General features: G+C 55.7%; 13 protein-coding genes. 9 read left to right on the top strand and 4 right to left on the bottom strand.

Features of this window, described 5'->3' with window-relative positions:
* Positions 1–277 precede the first annotated feature (277 nt).
* The 5 genes from CSC3H3_RS21925 (at position 278) to CSC3H3_RS21905 (ending at position 7,753) form a co-directional block, all read left to right on the top strand.
* Positions 278–1,873: an ABC transporter substrate-binding protein gene (locus CSC3H3_RS21925; RefSeq protein ID WP_101286538.1), complete on the top strand. Its 1,596-nt coding sequence runs from the start codon at positions 278–280 to the stop codon at positions 1,871–1,873.
* Positions 1,874–2,135: 262 nt separating this feature from the next.
* The gene (locus tag CSC3H3_RS21920; protein ID WP_165791881.1) at positions 2,136–3,143 is read left to right on the top strand and encodes an ABC transporter permease; all 1,008 of its coding nucleotides are present in this window, start codon (positions 2,136–2,138) and stop codon (positions 3,141–3,143) included.
* Complete coding sequence (locus CSC3H3_RS21915) at positions 3,140–3,967, top strand: ABC transporter permease (RefSeq protein WP_101268727.1); 828 nt, start codon at positions 3,140–3,142, stop codon at positions 3,965–3,967. Before CSC3H3_RS21920 ends, CSC3H3_RS21915 begins: the two co-directional genes overlap by 4 nt.
* Positions 3,960–5,591, top strand: a complete 1,632-nt coding sequence (locus CSC3H3_RS21910) for an ABC transporter ATP-binding protein (RefSeq protein ID WP_101286536.1) — start codon at positions 3,960–3,962, stop codon at positions 5,589–5,591. Before CSC3H3_RS21915 ends, CSC3H3_RS21910 begins: the two co-directional genes overlap by 8 nt.
* A gap of 140 nt (positions 5,592–5,731) precedes the next feature.
* Complete coding sequence (locus CSC3H3_RS21905; protein WP_101286535.1) at positions 5,732–7,753, top strand: CocE/NonD family hydrolase; 2,022 nt, start codon at positions 5,732–5,734, stop codon at positions 7,751–7,753.
* 95 nt (positions 7,754–7,848) lie between these two features.
* Here CSC3H3_RS21905 and CSC3H3_RS21900 read toward each other — a convergent pair whose 3' ends face one another.
* Positions 7,849–8,820 (bottom strand): alpha/beta hydrolase, encoded by a 972-nt coding sequence (locus CSC3H3_RS21900; protein WP_101286534.1) that lies wholly within the window; start codon positions 8,818–8,820, stop codon positions 7,849–7,851.
* A gap of 282 nt (positions 8,821–9,102) precedes the next feature.
* Positions 9,103–10,035, bottom strand: coding sequence for an L-lactate dehydrogenase (locus tag CSC3H3_RS21890; protein ID WP_101268735.1), 933 nt, complete (start codon positions 10,033–10,035; stop codon positions 9,103–9,105).
* A gap of 163 nt (positions 10,036–10,198) precedes the next feature.
* Between CSC3H3_RS21890 and CSC3H3_RS21885 the strand changes: the two genes are divergently transcribed.
* Complete coding sequence (locus CSC3H3_RS21885; RefSeq protein WP_101286532.1) at positions 10,199–10,588, top strand: ester cyclase; 390 nt, start codon at positions 10,199–10,201, stop codon at positions 10,586–10,588.
* 103 nt (positions 10,589–10,691) lie between these two features.
* Here CSC3H3_RS21885 and CSC3H3_RS21880 read toward each other — a convergent pair whose 3' ends face one another.
* Both CSC3H3_RS21880 and araD read right to left on the bottom strand, forming a co-directional pair.
* A complete protein-coding gene (locus CSC3H3_RS21880) occupies positions 10,692–11,414 on the bottom strand; it encodes a ribonuclease activity regulator RraA (RefSeq protein WP_101286531.1) in 723 nt (240 codons plus the stop codon).
* A gap of 19 nt (positions 11,415–11,433) precedes the next feature.
* Positions 11,434–13,176: an L-arabinonate dehydratase gene (gene araD, locus CSC3H3_RS21875; RefSeq protein ID WP_101286530.1), complete on the bottom strand. Its 1,743-nt coding sequence runs from the start codon at positions 13,174–13,176 to the stop codon at positions 11,434–11,436.
* A 246-nt stretch (positions 13,177–13,422) separates the two neighbouring features.
* Between araD and CSC3H3_RS21870 the strand changes: the two genes are divergently transcribed.
* The 3 genes from CSC3H3_RS21870 to CSC3H3_RS21855 all read left to right on the top strand — a co-directional run bounded on the left by CSC3H3_RS21870 (position 13,423) and on the right by CSC3H3_RS21855 (position 16,462).
* Positions 13,423–14,142 carry a GntR family transcriptional regulator gene (locus CSC3H3_RS21870; protein WP_101286529.1) on the top strand — a complete coding sequence of 240 codons (720 nt, stop codon included), beginning with the start codon at positions 13,423–13,425 and terminating at the stop codon, positions 14,140–14,142.
* 468 nt (positions 14,143–14,610) lie between these two features.
* Positions 14,611–15,591, top strand: a complete 981-nt coding sequence (locus CSC3H3_RS21860; protein ID WP_101286527.1) for a C4-dicarboxylate TRAP transporter substrate-binding protein — start codon at positions 14,611–14,613, stop codon at positions 15,589–15,591.
* Between the two features lie 325 nt (positions 15,592–15,916).
* Positions 15,917–16,462: a TRAP transporter small permease gene (locus tag CSC3H3_RS21855; RefSeq protein WP_101286871.1), complete on the top strand. Its 546-nt coding sequence runs from the start codon at positions 15,917–15,919 to the stop codon at positions 16,460–16,462.

The raw sequence follows: 16,462 nt of genomic DNA, 5'->3' as shown, positions 1-16,462 counted from the left end.
CAATTCGCAAAGCCGGGCGTTGATCGCCTTGCCTTAAATACGCGAAGCACCGTTTTCCCGGACGCATGCGCACAGGTTTCAAGGGTAACACACAGGTCATTCAGGGGGGAATTCAGCGACACAACCATTGCGGTTTCTAACGGCCCTTTCCGTGTCCGCCGGCTGGCGGGTCGGGCCGAATAATGACCATACCCAAAAGGTTTGCCCAAACAATCAACAACAAGGGCCAACCCAACCGGATCAGTAATTATTTAAACACAAAAAAGGAAAATCGGGGATGACTGACCCACTTAAACATTTGACAGACCGCGTGAAATCACATGGCCTGAACCGCCGCGAATTTATCGCAAGCTCGATGGCGGCAGGCATGACGCTGGCCGCTGCCAGCAGCCTTTATTCCAAGGCTGCCAAAGCCGCCGAAGGCGAACCCAAACGCGGTGGTCACCTCAAACTCGGTCTTCAGGGTGGTTCGGCAACCGACATTATCGACCCGGCCAAATCCCAGTCCCAGTTCACCTTTGTCATGGGCCGCAACTGGGGTGATACCCTGGTCGAAAGCCACCCGCATGATGGTACGGCCGTGCCTGCACTGGCTGAATCCTGGGAATCCTCGGCCGATGCATCGACCTGGACCTTCAAAATCCGCAAAGGCGTGCAGTTCCACAATGGCAAGGAACTGACCATCGATGACGTGGTAAAAACCCTGCATCGTCACACGGATGAAAAATCTGAATCCGGCGCGCTGGGTATTTTGAAATCCATCACCGAAATCAAGGCTGATGGCGACAAGCTTGTCGTGTCACTGACCGAAGGCAATGCCGACCTGCCGCTGCTTTTGACCGACTATCACCTTGTCATTCAGCCGAGTGGTGGTGTGGACGAGCCGAATTCGGCCATCGGCACCGGCCCTTACAAGCTGAAAACCTATGATGCCGGTGTGCGCGCCACATTCGAGAAAAACGAAAATGACTGGCGTTCGGACCGCGGTTATGTCGATAGCATCGAAATGATCGTGATGAACGACGCAACCGCCCGCGTTGCCGCCCTGTCATCGGGCCAGGTTCATTACATCAACCGCGTTGATCCCAAAACCGTCAGCCTGCTCAAACGCGCCCCGACCGTTGATATCCTGCAAACATCCGGTCGTGGTCACTATGTTTTCATTATGCATTGTGACACCGCCCCGTTTGACAATAACGACCTGCGCCTTGCCCTGAAATACGCCATGGACCGTGAAACCATGGTTCAGAAAATTCTGGGTGGTTACGGCAAAGTCGGTAACGATTTCCCGATCAACGAAACCTATGCCCTGTTCCCCGAAGGCATCGAACAGCGCACCTATGACCCCGACAAGGCCAAATTCCACTATAAAAAGTCCGGCCATGACGGGTCTGTTCTGCTGCGCACATCCGATGTTGCCTTCCCGGGTGCCGTTGACGCCGCCGTGCTTTATCAGGAAAGCGCGAAAAAGGCCGGTATCAATATCGAAGTAAAACGTGAACCGGGTGATGGCTACTGGTCCAATGTCTGGAACGTTCAGCCGTTCTCGACCTCCTATTGGGGCGGTCGCCCGACCCAGGACCAGATGTATTCCACCGCCTATCTTTCCACCGCAGACTGGAACGACACCCGCTTCAAGCGCGAAGATTTCGACAAACTTCTGCTGAGCGCGCGTGCCGAACTTGACCAGGCAAAGCGCAAGGAAATGTATCGCGACATGGCAATGATGGTCCGCGATGAAGGCGGCCTGATCCTGCCGATGTTCAACGATTTCGTGAATGCCTCGAACAAAAAGCTCAAAGGCTATGTTCACGATATCGGTAACGACATGTCGAATGGCTATGTCGCCACCCGCGTCTGGCTTGAAGGGTAACACCTTGTGGGGCCATCCCGTCAGCCCCGCCCACATGCCCGGAACTGCCAGCCCATACTGGCAGTTCCCCCAAACTGATTTCGCCTGATCGGAAATATGCAGCCCCCTTGCCCGCCAGCGCGGCTGGCAGGCGGGCCTGCATCATGTGCCAGAACGTTACGCGCCACACCCGTATGCAGCCGGGCCCACAACCGGCCAGCCAAACCAAAGGTGCATGCAGCCCCGTTTCCGGTTCAGGCATTCATCAAGGAGAAATCGCCCCATGGATACTGCCATGGAAGACGGCCAACCGCGCCGTCGCCGTTTGAAACAGCGTTACCCGCTGACAGTCCTGATCCTGCAAAGGCTGGGGCTTAGTGCCGGTTTATTGCTGGCTGTCTCGATCCTGATATTTGGTGGTGTGGAAGCCTTGCCGGGTGATTTTGCCCAAACCTATCTCGGGCAGTCCGCAACCCCACAGGCCATTGCCAATATCCGTTCGCAGCTTGGCCTCGAACGCCCTGTAACGACCCGCTATTTTGAATGGCTGGGCAATGCCGTGCAGGGTGATTTCGGCAAAAGCTGGGCCAGCGGAAATTCGGTTTCCGAGCAAATCGGCAAACGTCTGGGGAATTCGCTGTTTCTTGCATTCTGTGCGGCCATCATATCCGTGCCACTGGCTGTGGGCCTTGGCATGCTGGCCGTTCATTTTCGCAACCGGGTGCCTGACCGCATCATCAACATCATTTCGCTGGCAGCCATTTCCCTGCCCGAATTTTTTATTGGCTATCTGCTGATCCTGTTTTTCGCCGTCAAGTTCGGCGTCGCCAGTTTCCCGGCCACGGTCTATGACGGTATGTCCTTTGCCGACCGCCTTTCTGCCATTGCCCTGCCAACCGCAACGCTGGTTTTTGTGGTTCTGGCCCATATGATGCGCATGACACGCGCCGCCATTATCAGCGTCATGTCATCGGCCTATATGGAAACCGCAGAACTTAAGGGCCTTGGTGCCTTTAAAACCATCATCAAACACGCGGCCCCCAACGCCATTGCGCCAATTGTCAATGTCGTGGCCCTGAACCTTGCCTATCTGGTGGTGGGTGTAGTCGTCGTCGAGGTGGTTTTTGTCTATCCCGGCATGGGCCAGTATATGGTCGATGCCGTTACCGTGCGCGACATGCCCGTTGTACAGGCCTGTGGCCTTATTTTTGCGGCCGTTTACATCCTGCTGAACATGGTTGCCGATCTGATCGCCATTGTTGCCAACCCGAAACTGAGGCACCCGCGATGAGATTACGTGAAATTCCCATCACTGCCTGGATCGGCCTGATTGGCATTTTCCTGGCATTTGGCTGCGCCATTTTTGCGCCCCTGCTGGCTCCTTATGGCGAACGTGAAATTGTTGGCGATATCTGGCTTGCCGCCGATGCCCAGCATCTTCTTGGCACCGACAATCTGGGCCGTGACCTGCTTTCGCGCCTTATCTTTGGCGCCCGCACCACCCTGTTTGTCGCCCTTGCCGCGTCGATCCTTTCCTTTTCGATCGGCATTTTCCTCAGCTTCACTGCTGCCGTTTCGCGCGGCATCATTGATCAGGGCCTCTCGCGCTTTAACGACCTGATGATGTCGATCCCAACCCTGATCTTTGCTTTGGTGGTGCTGGCGGTTCTCCCGCAAAGCCTCTGGATCCTGATTGCCGTGATGGCGGTTCTGGATTCCACGCGCGTTTACCGGCTGGGCCGTGCCGTTGCCCTTGATGTGGCGGTCATGGAATTTGTCGAAGCCGCCAAACTGCGCGGTGAAGGCAAAATGTGGATCATTTTCCGCGAAATCCTGCCCAATACCCTAAGCCCGCTTCTGGCCGAATTTGGTTTGCGCTTTGCCTTTTCCATCCTGTTCCTCTCCACCCTGTCCTTTCTGGGGCTGGGCATTCAACCGCCTGCGGCCGACTGGGGCGGCATGGTCAAGGATAACAAGGATGGCATCATCTTTGGCATTTCCGCGGCCCTTATTCCCGGTGGCGCAATTGCCGCCCTGGCAATTTGCGTGAATATGGTTGTGGACTGGCTTCTGAAACGAACTTCCAGCCTGAAGGGGGGCCGTGGTGATGGCTAATATGTTATCTGTACGCAATCTGCGCATCGGTGCCACGGTTTACCCCCCGGGCGAAGACCCCAAGGATATCGAAATCGTCCATGGCGTTTCCTTCGATCTTGAACGGGGCAAGGTCCTTGGCCTGATCGGGGAATCCGGTGCAGGCAAATCCACCATCGGCCTTTCAGCACTGGCCTATGGCCGGGGTGGGGTGCGCATTACCGGCGGCGAAGTCCTGCTGGACGGCGAAGATATCCTCAAGGCCGATAAAAAAGGCATTCGCAAAATTCGCGGGGCGCGTGTCTGTTATGTTGCCCAATCGGCAGCAGCCGCCTTTAACCCGGCACACAAGCTGGGCGATCAGGTTATCGAGGCAACCCTTGAACATGGCCTGATGACCCGTGATGAAGCCCGCGCCCGCGCGCTTTATCTGTTCCAGATTTTAGGCCTGCCCGACCCGGAAAACTTTGGCGACCGTTACCCCCACCAGGTTTCAGGCGGGCAGTTGCAACGTGCCATGACGGCAATGGCGCTGTGCTCCAACCCCGAACTGATCGTTTTTGACGAACCCACAACCGCGCTGGATGTTACCACCCAGATCGATGTTCTGGCCGCCATCAAAAACGCCATCGAGGAAACCGGCACTGCGGCCCTTTACATCACCCACGATCTGGCCGTTGTCGCCCAGATTTCCGATGACATCATGGTGCTGCGCCACGGCAACACCGTGGAATATGGTACCGTCCAGCAGATTATCGAGGCCCCCCAGGAAGAATACACCCAGGCCCTGATATCTGTTCGCCAGACCAAACAGCGCGAAGCCAAGGACCAGTCCAAGGCGCTGCTATCGGTCAATAATGTTTCGGCATCCTATGGCAATGGCTTCAAGGTGCTGCACGATGTATCGCTGCATGTGCCGCGCGGTCAAACCCTGGCCGTGGTGGGTGAATCCGGCTCGGGAAAATCCACCCTCGCCCGTGTAATTACCGGCCTTTTGCCTCCCAGCGAAGGGTCCATCACCTTTGCCGATACCGACCTTCCCCCGCAGCACAAACAGCGCAGCCGCGACCAGTTGCGCCGTATCCAGCTGATCTATCAAATGGCCGATACCGCGATGAACCCGCGCCAGACGGTGGGGCAAATCATTGGCCGGCCGCTCACCTTTTATTTCGGCCTGCGCGGCCGCAAGAAAAAGGAACGGGTGCAGGAACTACTTGATGAAATCGAAATGGGTTCAGGCTTTTACGACCGTTACCCCGCCGAACTTTCCGGCGGGCAAAAACAGCGTGTCGCCATTGCCCGCGCCCTTGCCGCCGAACCGGAACTGATCCTGTGCGATGAACCAACATCCGCACTGGACCCGCTGGTGGCCGAAGGCATCCTTGATCTGCTGATGCGCCTGCAAAAGGAAACCCAGGTTTCCTATCTGTTCATCACCCACGATATCGCAATTGTGCGCGCAATTGCCGATTCAGTAGCCGTGATGCTGCAGGGTAAACTGGTGGATTTCGGCCCGCGTTCCAGCGTGCTGTCGCCACCGTTCGACGATTACACCGATCTGTTGCTTAAATCGGTGCCGGAAATGGAACTGGGCTGGCTGGAAAAAGTTCTGGCCACCCGCCGTATGGAAAGCGCCGGTAACTGATTTTACGCGCCTGCCCACACCGCCCGGACCATGTTCGGGCGGTGTTTTATTTATTCCCAACACGTTACCCTAATACTGCCGCAAACTGGTTTCAGGCTTTGATCCGTTTGCCATCCCCGCCCACAAGGATTGTATGAAGAATGCCCAATAGCACCTATTCCGTCATAGAAAACAAGTGGATCACCTTAAAGGATGGCACCCGCCTTGCCGCGCGGATCTGGATGCCCAACAGTGCCGATATTACCCCCGTCCCCGCCGTGCTGGAATTTCTGCCCTATCGCAAACGCGATGGCACCAGCCCGCGTGATGAATCCACCTATCCTGTTTTTGCCGCTGCCGGCATTGCCGGGATACGGGTCGATATTCGCGGATCAGGGGAATCTGACGGGGTCATTGACGGCGAATATACCCAGCTTGAACTTGAAAATGCCTGCGAAATCATCGCCTGGATCGCCGAACAGGCATGGTCGAATTGTTCTGTCGGCATGATGGGCATTTCATGGGGCGGCTTTAACTGCCTTCAGGTCGCAGCACTACAGCCCCCTGCCCTAAAGGCGGCCATTTCCATTGCCTCAACGGTGGATCGCTATAATGACGATATCCATTATAAAAATGGCTGTCATCTTGCCGCCCAGCTTTCCTGGGCATCCACCATGCTGGCCTATCAATCCCGCTCGCCCGACCCGGAACTGGTCGGTGATCGCTGGCGCGATATGTGGATGGAACGCCTGGAAAACGAACCTTTCTTCCTTGAAGAATGGCTTGAACACCAGAAACGCGATGATTTCTGGAAACATGCCTCAATCGGCGAGGATTTTGATGCCGTCAAAATCCCCTCGATGGTCATGGCGGGCTGGGCCGATGGCTATCGCAATACCCCCATCCGCGCGATTGAGGGCATGCCGGACCGCGCCAAGGCCCTGATTGGCCCCTGGGTGCATAAATATCCGCATTTTGCCTGGCCCAAACCGCGCGCCGATTTCCATGGCGAAGCCATCCGCTGGTGGAACCGCTGGCTGCGCGACGATAAAAACGGTGCCGAAGACCTTGCGCAAATGCGCGCCTATATCCTTGATGCTGTAAAACCTGCCCCACGCCGCGACCATGATAATGGCTTCTGGATCGCCAAACAAAGCTGGCAGGCACCGGAAATGCTGCATTTCCATGTCCGTGATGACCGCCTTGTTGGTGCCAAAGACGCCGAAGCCGTGGTGCATTCGACCGATGGCCAGCACGATGTTTTTGTAAAATCGCCGCTCGATACCGGCACGGCAGCGGGTGAATATTTCACCCTGAAACCCGATGCCGAAATGGCAATAGACCAGGCCCGCGATGATGCCGGGTCGCTGTGTTTTGACACAAACATTCTTGAAAACGACCTCGACCTTTTGGGGCGTGCCGAAATAACGCTTGATGTCGGCTGTGCGGCGGACTGGGCCAATCTGTGTGTCCGGCTGGTCGATATCCACCCGGATGGTACTGCTGCCCGTATTGCCTTTGGTGTTTTAAACCTTGCCCATCGCAACCTTGATGCCAATTACAACGACCCGCAACCCATGCCTTCGGGCGAAAAAGCTGCCATCAAAGTGGTTCTTGATGCCTGCGGATATCGCATTCGCAAGGGGCACAAACTTCGGATTGCCATTTCAACATCCTATTGGCCGCTGATCCTGCCCGATCCGTTTAACGCCGGTGTTACCATCGATACCGCATCCATCGACCTTGCCCTGCCCCTTCTGGGCGATCACGAGGTTATCGAAATGCCGGAACCGGAAAACCCCGATCCGCTGCCAACCTATATCGAACATCAACCTGCAACGACGCGGCGCGAAGTTCGCCATAACCTCAGCGCCAATAAAACCGAATATTGCATCCTGGAAGATACCGGTTCGTTCGAACATCCTGATACTGGCCTGTCCACCCGGCAAATCCGCGATGAAACCTGGGCGATCTCGCCTGATGATCCAACATCACTGCGCGGTCATGCCCTTTGGACCTGCGATATGGAACGCGAAGGCTGGTTTACCCGCACTGTTTGCCGCGCCACACTTACCTGCACCCAAACCGACTGGCGCATCGAAGCCAGCGTCATCGCGGTTGAAGGTGACCACGAGGTTTATGAAAAAACCTGGAACCGCACCATTCCCCGCGATTTCATGTAAATCCGGGCGGCAACAACCAAAGAAACCAAACACGCAAACGGCCCGTGATCACGACGGGCCGTTTTCTGTTTCTGGTCGGGTTATTTTTGCAAATCTCAGTCACAAAACCCGGCAATCGCCCTGCATAAATGGTCAAATCCTGTGCGCGCGCCAACGCTCATATTTCGGGCGCGCAACCATCCATGCACCATTTGCGGTTCTTCACGATAGGTCACATTCACCCCGGCACGCGCCAGTCTGGCGGCATAATCCCGCCCGTCATCACGCAGCGGATCAAAAAATGCCGATGAAATATAGGCGGGTGGCAGCTTTCCAACGTCACCGGCCTTTAACGGATAGGCCACGGCCTCATCGTCGGGTGCCTGTAAAATATCACGGTAATATTGCACATCCTGCGTGCTCAGCCCCGGTGCCTCGGCCATTTCCACATAGGAACCTGCCGTCATATCCCCACCCAGAGCCGGATAAACCAGCACCTGCCCGGCGATACTGCCTTTCTCACCATCACCACCACCTTCCTGCATCACCCGCACCATCAGGCCTGCGGCAATATTGGCCCCGGCGCTATCGCCAATCACCACAATGCAGTGCCCACGCGCCAGCAGGTGGCGCAAAACGGCATAACCATCATCCGATGCCGCAGGCCACACATGTTCGGGTGCCAAACGGTAATCCACGGATATCAGCTCTGCCCCGCAAAATTCGGCAATTTCGGCGCAAATGGCATGGTGGCTGTCGCACGACCCCACAACAAACCCGCCCCCATGAAAATAAAGCAGGCAATTGGCGGTTTTTTGCGCGGACGGGTGAAAATACCGTACCTTCACCCCGGCAATCTCTCCATCTTCATAGGTTAAACCAGCCGGGTCTGGCGGATTAAAACTGGCGCAAAAGGCGTCATACCATTCACGTTGCTGCGCAATGCTGGCATTCACCGCATCCGGTGGATAAAACCCGTCCGCCTGCTTTTGAAAGGCAAGAATACCTTCATCCGTTGGCATTGGTGGCGCTGGCTGCCCCGATTCATCCTGCACTTCCGGCACCCCCGCCTGTTCTTGCTGCCCCATCTTCACCGCACCTTCATTTTCAAACTTGGCCGCGCCTGGCCCATTCCCGGTAACCTTACCAGCAATCCAAATGTCGGCCCCATTATCGTCGCCAACAGCAACATCCGCATCCGCATCCGCATCCGCATCCGCATCCGCCGGGCTAACTTTTGGACACCGACAACGCCAGGCGTTTTTCGCGCATTCTCTTCGCCACCACCCAGAAATGAGCGATATTTCTATATGTAAAATCTAATTTCCAATAATGACGTCACCGTCACCTGCAGGCTGTTGCGCCGTCACTCACAGTTCAACCGCCTCGATGGTTGTTTTCAGCATACTGGCACTGCGATGCAGGGCTTCGTTTTCGCCGTCATCCAGGGTCGGCATCATATCAGCACATATGCCAGCCGCACCCACAACACGCGGGATTGAAAGGGCGACATCCTCGATCCCGGCGACATGGCGTGTGACAATCGATACCGACAAAACATCCTGCTGGTCCTGGGCGATGGATTTCACAATTCGCGCCAGGCCGGCACCAATCCCATAATAGGTCGCACCTTTGCCATTAATGATTTTATAGGCCGCATTGCGCACGCCATCATCAATTTCGGCCTTTATCGCCCCGGTCAAGGGCGCGCCAAGCTGCGTTGCAAAGGATAATAACGGTTCCGACCCTGCCCTGGCATTCGACCACGCCAGAACTTCGCTATCCCCATGTTCCCCCAGCACATAGGCATGCACCGATTGCGGCGAAATTTGCAAATGGCGGCCAAGAAGGCTGCGAAACCGCGCGGTATCAAGGATCGTGCCCGACCCAATCACCCGTTCCGCGGGCAGGCCCGACAGGCGGGCGGTAATCTGGGTCATGATATCAACAGGGTTCGATGCAATCAGCAAAATGGCATCGGGGGCAACGCGCAAAACTTCGCCAACGACTTCGCGAAAAACCGCGGCGTTACGACCCAAAAGCTCAAGGCGGGTTTCACCCGGTTTCTGGCTGACACCAGCGGCCAGAATAACCACCGATGCGCCTTTCAGGTCGGCATAATCGCCCGCCTGCACAACGCAGGAGGACATGAACGGCACAGCATGCGAAATGTCTTCGGCCTGGGCACGTGCAAGATCGGCATTGCGATCCACAAAAATCACCGAACTGGCAATTCCCATCAGGGCAATGGCATATCCGGCCGAACTGCCCACCATGCCCGCCCCAACAATACCGATTTTCATAAGCCTGCCTCCGCCACGAATTTGTATCTTGATCCATCCTAGCGTAAAACAGGTTCAGTTGCATTGCACCGATGAAAAATCATTCATTTCTGCGGGGTTATCCCAGCACCCTTGCCAAAGGTGGCCCGCCTTGCGAAATGAATTTCAATCAAAAGGATATGCCATGACCCCGGCCGAACTTGCCAGCCTCTATCGCCAGTATATTGATTGCCTGAACAGCCAGGACTGGGACAATCTGGGAAATTTCGTGCATGAAGATGCCGCCCATAATGGCCGCCCGCTGGGCGTTGCCGGCTATCGCGCCATGCTTGAAAACGATTACGCCCAAATCCCCGATTTGCGCTTTAACATCGACACCCTGACCTGCGAAGCCCCCATGGTCGCCAGCCGCCTGATGTTTGACTGCACGCCAAAGGGCGAATTTCTAGGCCTGCCCATCAATGGCCGCAAAATCAAATTTGCCGAAAACGTCTTTTATGAATATCGCGACGGCAAGATCATCAATGTCCTTTCAGTCCTCGACAAAGTCGCGATCGAGGCACAATTAAGCTGATCTCACCCTATGAATAGCCCGTCAATATCACGCAACAAGCCTAGCGAAAAACAGCCCGCCGCACTCCTGCCACGGGCTGTTTCGCCAGGAAAAGCAAATGATCTTACCGACCGGCTTTTGTGCGCCAGGCTTTGAAATCTTCCAGCGTTTGCGGGTTGGTGGCCGGGTACAAGCCGACAATGGTTTTACCGCCCAGCACCTGTTCGGTGACGAAATCTTCAAAGGCAGTCATTTCAACGGCTTCGTCGGCAATTTCAACGGCAATTTCGGCGGGCACAATAATCACGCCTTCACGGTCCCCCACAACGACGTCACCGGGGAATACAGCAACATCACCGCACCCAATTGGCACATTGATATCAAGGGCCTGATGCAGGGTCAGATTGGTGGGGGCAGACGGGCGGTTGTGATAGGCCGGAATGGCCAGTTGGGCGATTTCGGGTGAATCGCGAAAGCCGCCATCGGTAACAATGCCCGCAACACCACGCACCATCAGGCGCGACACCAGAATGGAACCAGCCGATGCCGCGCGGGCATCCTTGCGGCTGTCAATCACCATTACCGCACCTTCGGGGCATTGTTCGACTGCCACGCGCTGCGGGTGTTCCGGGTTCTGAAAAACCGTGATCGGGTTCAAATCTTCGCGCGCGGGAATATAACGCAGGGTATAGGCCTCGCCCACCATATTGGGACCATCGGCCTTAAGCGGGCGCACATCCTGAATGAACTGGTTGCGAAGGCCACGTTTAAACAGGGCGGTGCACAGAGTAGCAGTGCTGACCTGCATATATTTGGCGCGGGTTTCGGCACTTAGTTTGAATGTCATATTTTTGCTCTCCGCCTGCTTAATAAATGTCGGGTTCGCCGGCCGTCGGGCCGAAACCGGTTTCAAGGAAGTCAAAATCGCAACCGTCATTGGCTTGCTTGACATGGCGTCCAAACATCCAGCCATAACCACGGGCAAAGGCGGGTTCGGGCTTTTTCCATTCGGCCCGACGTTTCGCCAGTTCCTCGTCGGAAACCAGCATTTCAATGGTGCGGTCCGGGATGCTTACCCGGATCATATCACCGGTTTTAACCAGTGATAACGGCCCGCCAATCGCGGCCTCGGGCGCGCAATGCAGCATACAGGCACCGTACGAAGTACCACTCATGCGGGCGTCGGAAAGACGCAGCATATCGCGCACCCCCTGTTTCACCAGCTTGGTCGGGATCGGCAGCATACCCCATTCCGGCATCCCCGGCCCGCCCAGCGGCCCGACATTGCGCAACACCATAATATGGTCCGCCGTCACATCGAGGTTTTCATCATCAACGGCAGCTTTCATTTCCGGGTAGCTGTCAAACACCAGGGCCGGACCAACATGTTCATAATATTTCGGATCACAGGCCGACGGTTTGATCACACAGCCATCCGGCGCAAGATTACCGCGCAAAACCGCCAGTGAGCCTTCCTTGTATACCGGGTTTGACAGCGGGCGGATGACATCTTCACTATGAACCTTCGCCCCTTCCAGCGTTTCTCCCAGGCTAAAGCCCGTTACCGTCTTGCAGCCAAGATCAAGCTTCTCGGCAAGCTGGCTCATCAGGGCGCGCAAACCACCGGCGTAATAGAAATCCTCCATCAGGTATTTATCCCCTGTCGGGCGGATATTGGCGATCACAGGGGTCGTACGGCTTAGACGATCAAAATCGGTTAGATCAAGGTTCACCCCGGCACGGCGCGCCATGGCAATAAGATGGATCACCGCATTGGTTGAACAGCCCGTTGCCATTGCGACCGTCACGGCATTTTCAACAGATTGCGCCGTGATAATCTGATCCGGGCGCAAATCTTCCCAGACCATATCGACAATGCGCCGGCCTGATGCGGTGCACATGCGAATATGGTTTGAATCCGCCGCCGGGATCGAGGTTGCACCGGGCAGGGTCAAACCCATTGCCTCGGCAATCGCCGTCATGGTGCTGGCTGTGCCCATTGTCATGCAATGGCCGTAGGAACGCGCAATACCCCCTTCGATCCCCTGCCATTCGGCATCGGAAATATTGCCTGCCCGGCGTTCATCCCAATATTTCCAGGCATCGGACCCGCTGCCCAGCACATTGCCATGCCAGTTGCCGCGCAACATGGGGCCAGCAGGCACATAAATCATTGGCAGGCCCATGCTGACCGCGCCCATTACCAGGCCCGGCGTGGTTTTATCGCACCCCCCCATCAAAACAACGCCATCAACCGGGTGAGAGCGCAAAAGCTCCTCCGTCTCCATCGCCAGCATGTTGCGATAAAGCATCGTCGTGGGTTTCACGTAACTTTCCGAAAGCGACAGTGCTGGAAGTTCCATCGGGAAACCGCCTGCTTCGGTAATGCCACGGCGAATATCATCGACCCGGAACTTGAAATGCGCGTGGCACGGATTGGCATCCGACCAGGTATTGATAATGGCGATTTGCGGTTTGCCTTCCCAGTCTTCCGGCCCCAACCCCATCTGCATGGCGCGGGAACGATGGCCAAAAGACCGCAAATCATCGGGAGCGAACCACCGTGCACTGCGCAGGTCTTCGGCCTTGATCGTTTTTTTATGTGTCATGAAATCCTCGGAACGGTGGTCGATATTCTTTTTCCGGAAAGGCAGAGCGCACTTTTATCGGGAACCATCAGGGTCACCCCAACTGATAACCCAGCAGGCCATTACACCCGCCAAACCCGATAAATATATGCGTAAAAAGACGCCTCGCCCTGAAATTGTTTTGCTTTGATGCGGATACTAAAATATTAGTATTGCGCGTGCAAGGCATATTGTAGGATAAGGCGAAGTGGCATAGGAAAGATCACGATGAGACAAAAGATTACCGGCGGCATCCCGGAAGGGAGCCTTGCAGCAACACCATTTCAAATCAGCCGGAACCGCCCGGTCGCGTTGCAGGTTTATGAAGACCTGCGCGACAGGATCGTCTCGCTTGACCTTCGGCCGGGTTACAGCCTGTCGCGTGCTGTTCTGGCCGATTTCTACGGCGTCAGTCAGACACCCGTTCGCGAAGCCTTTTTGAAACTGGAACAGGATGGCCTGGTCGAAGTTTTCCCGCAATCCAAGACCCTGATTGCGCCAATCAGCATTCACAAGGTGAAATCCACCCATTTCCTGCGCACATCGCTGGAGCTGGAAGTCGCCCATAATCTGGCATTATCGCTCGATAAATCCAAAATCGCCCCGGCTGAAAAAATGCTGGCAGAGCAACGCCATAGCAGCATGGAACCGGGTGCCTTTTCCAAGCTCGACAGTGCCTTTCACCGATCGCTGTTTATTGCGGCGGGATACGAGGATTTATGGGAAGTCGTGCGCGAACATAGCGGCCATCTTGACCGGGTGCGCTGCCTGCAATTGCCCACACCGGGCAAGATTGAGCGGGTCATTTTCCAGCACGGAAAAATCCTCGATGCCATTCGTGCATCGGACCTGCAAACCGCCGAATCCCACGTCCGCGACCATCTTTCCGGTTCGCTGATGGAACTTGATACCATCATCCAGAACAATCGGGAGATGTTTGGCGCCTAAGCAAAGCCACACCAAACCGCCCCCACTTCAGCCGGTTTAAGGCCCCAGGATTGGCAATAGACTCACGCGCCCCGCAACCGGCCCAAGAATAGCGCTTGGCACCGGCACCAACGCAAACACCATTCGTCAGCAAAAACTTTCCAGTGTCAGCCGTTCTGGGCACCAAATTTAATCAGCAAAATGATGCACATCTGCCTGCCGAACGCTGATGGCAGGTATCGCGATTCTGCCACCGCAGCCGCGCACAACGTCATAATTCCGCCCACCAGGCGACCGTCACACATTGCTAACCGGCCACAATAAACGACGCCGAAAAACACCCCCACCAACATCACCCCGCCCGCAGCAATAGGATTGCACATCGCCAAATCCGGTTTTCCATTGCTGCGAATTGACACTAATATATTAGTATGCTATTTCACCAAAATAAGGCTGGCGACCATAGCCAGCATCTTCAGGGAGGAAAGAATGAAGATTTCACGTTTGGCCACCATCGTCGCATCTGGCGTTGCAGGCATGACCATGGCTTTTGCGGCCCATGCCGCTGACTACACCCTTAGCGTCAATACTGCCCTTGCCACCAGCGACCCGCTTTACAAGGGCCTCGAAGCCTTTGTTAAAAACGTTGATGAACGCACCAAAGGGCAAATCAAGGTTACCCTGTTTCCCAATTCCCAGCTTGGCCCGGATGAAGATGTTCTGGAACAGGCGCGCGCTGGCGCACCGGTTGCAGTCATCGTTGATGGCGGTCGCCTTGCCGTTTTTGAAAAAGAATTCGGCATTCTTGGCGCCCCGTATCTGGCACAGGGTTATGATGGCATTCGCAAGGTCGTGACATCCGACCTGTTTGAAACCTGGGTTCAAAAACTGCGCAAGGCATCTGGCCATCAGGTTCTGTCGTTTAACTGGTGGCAGGGTGAACGTCACCTTCTGACGAAAAAACCGATCACGAAACCGGCTGACCTCAATGGTCTGGTCCTGCGGACCCCGGGAGCACCTGTCTGGACCGAAACCGTCAAGGCCATGGGCGGCACGCCAACCCCGATGCCGTTTTCCGATGTTTACAGCGCCCTGCAGCTTGGCACCATTGATGGCACCGAGGCACAGCTTCCCGCCGTTGTTGGTGCGAACCTTCAGGAAGTCATCACCCACATCACCAAAACCGGCCATATCAACCTGATTACCGGCCTGGTCACCAGTGCCGCCTGGTTTGACAGCCTGCCGGAAGATTTGCAGAAAATCCTGCGCGAAGAATCGCTTAAAGCAGGTGACATTGCATCCTATGGCACCCGCGATGCCCTCGCATCGATTGAACAGAAACTGAAAGACGGTGGCGTTGAAGTAACCGATATCGACACCACCCCGTTCAAGGAAGCCACCAAGGTTGTTTATGACAAGCTGGGTTATGGCGACCTGCACAAGCAGGTTGACGAACTTCTGAACAAATAAGCCCGTTATCCCGTGGCGGACGAGGAACCAGACGACCGGTTCTTCGTCCGTTTCACCTATCTGTTCCGGCTTATATATCCCGGCAGGTTAGAACCCCTGCCCCATAACAAAAACACGACCCGTCAGGCGGCCCCATTGATCGTGCCATTGGCACCCTTTCACAAGCCTGCCAAACTGCCCCATCCTGTTATGTCATTTTGGTTCGCAACCGGGCGCATATGCCCGCCTGATGAACAGAGATAATATTTTCCAGTTTCCCATCACCATCACCCGTTACCGTGACCCGGCGCCGCAAAGCGCCCCAACAAAGGGAGGAAAACCGGGCATGAAAAAACGTCTGGCCCAGGCCGAGTTTGCGCTGGTTTCCGCAATCTTCATCGCCATCGTCCTGCTGGTTTTTGTCGCCTCCATCCTGCGTACTTTTGGCCATCCGCTGATGTGGTCGGTCGATATGGCGCAGTTGCTGTTTATCTGGCTGTGCTTTTTCGGGGCCATTCGTGCCATGCGCCAGCGCGGCCATCTTGGTGTTGACCTGTTTGTGCGCCTGGCACCACACCGCTACCGGCTGGTGATTGAAACGGGGGTCAGCCTGGTTTTTGTCGCCATGCTCGCTGTTCTGGCGGTCGAGGGATATGACCTGACGATCCTAAACAAGCAGCGCCAGTTTGGGGATTCCGGCATTTCCTATGCCTTTGTCACCATTGCCGTGCCGGTTGGGTCGGTCATTTTGGGTGGCACCATTCTTTCCAATATCATCGAAGCCTGGCGCAACAGACGGGCCGAACAGGTGCTGGTCTATTCCCTGCCCGAAGAAGGCGTTGATGCCATCCCGCCTGTCAATACTCCCCCAACGACGACCCAGGAAATCTGA

The organism is Thalassospira marina (genome assembly GCF_002844375.1).
Lineage (GTDB): Bacteria > Pseudomonadota > Alphaproteobacteria > Rhodospirillales > Thalassospiraceae > Thalassospira > Thalassospira marina.
The sequence above is the reverse complement of the archived record's forward strand: the minus strand, read 5'-3'. Positions and strand labels throughout refer to the sequence as shown.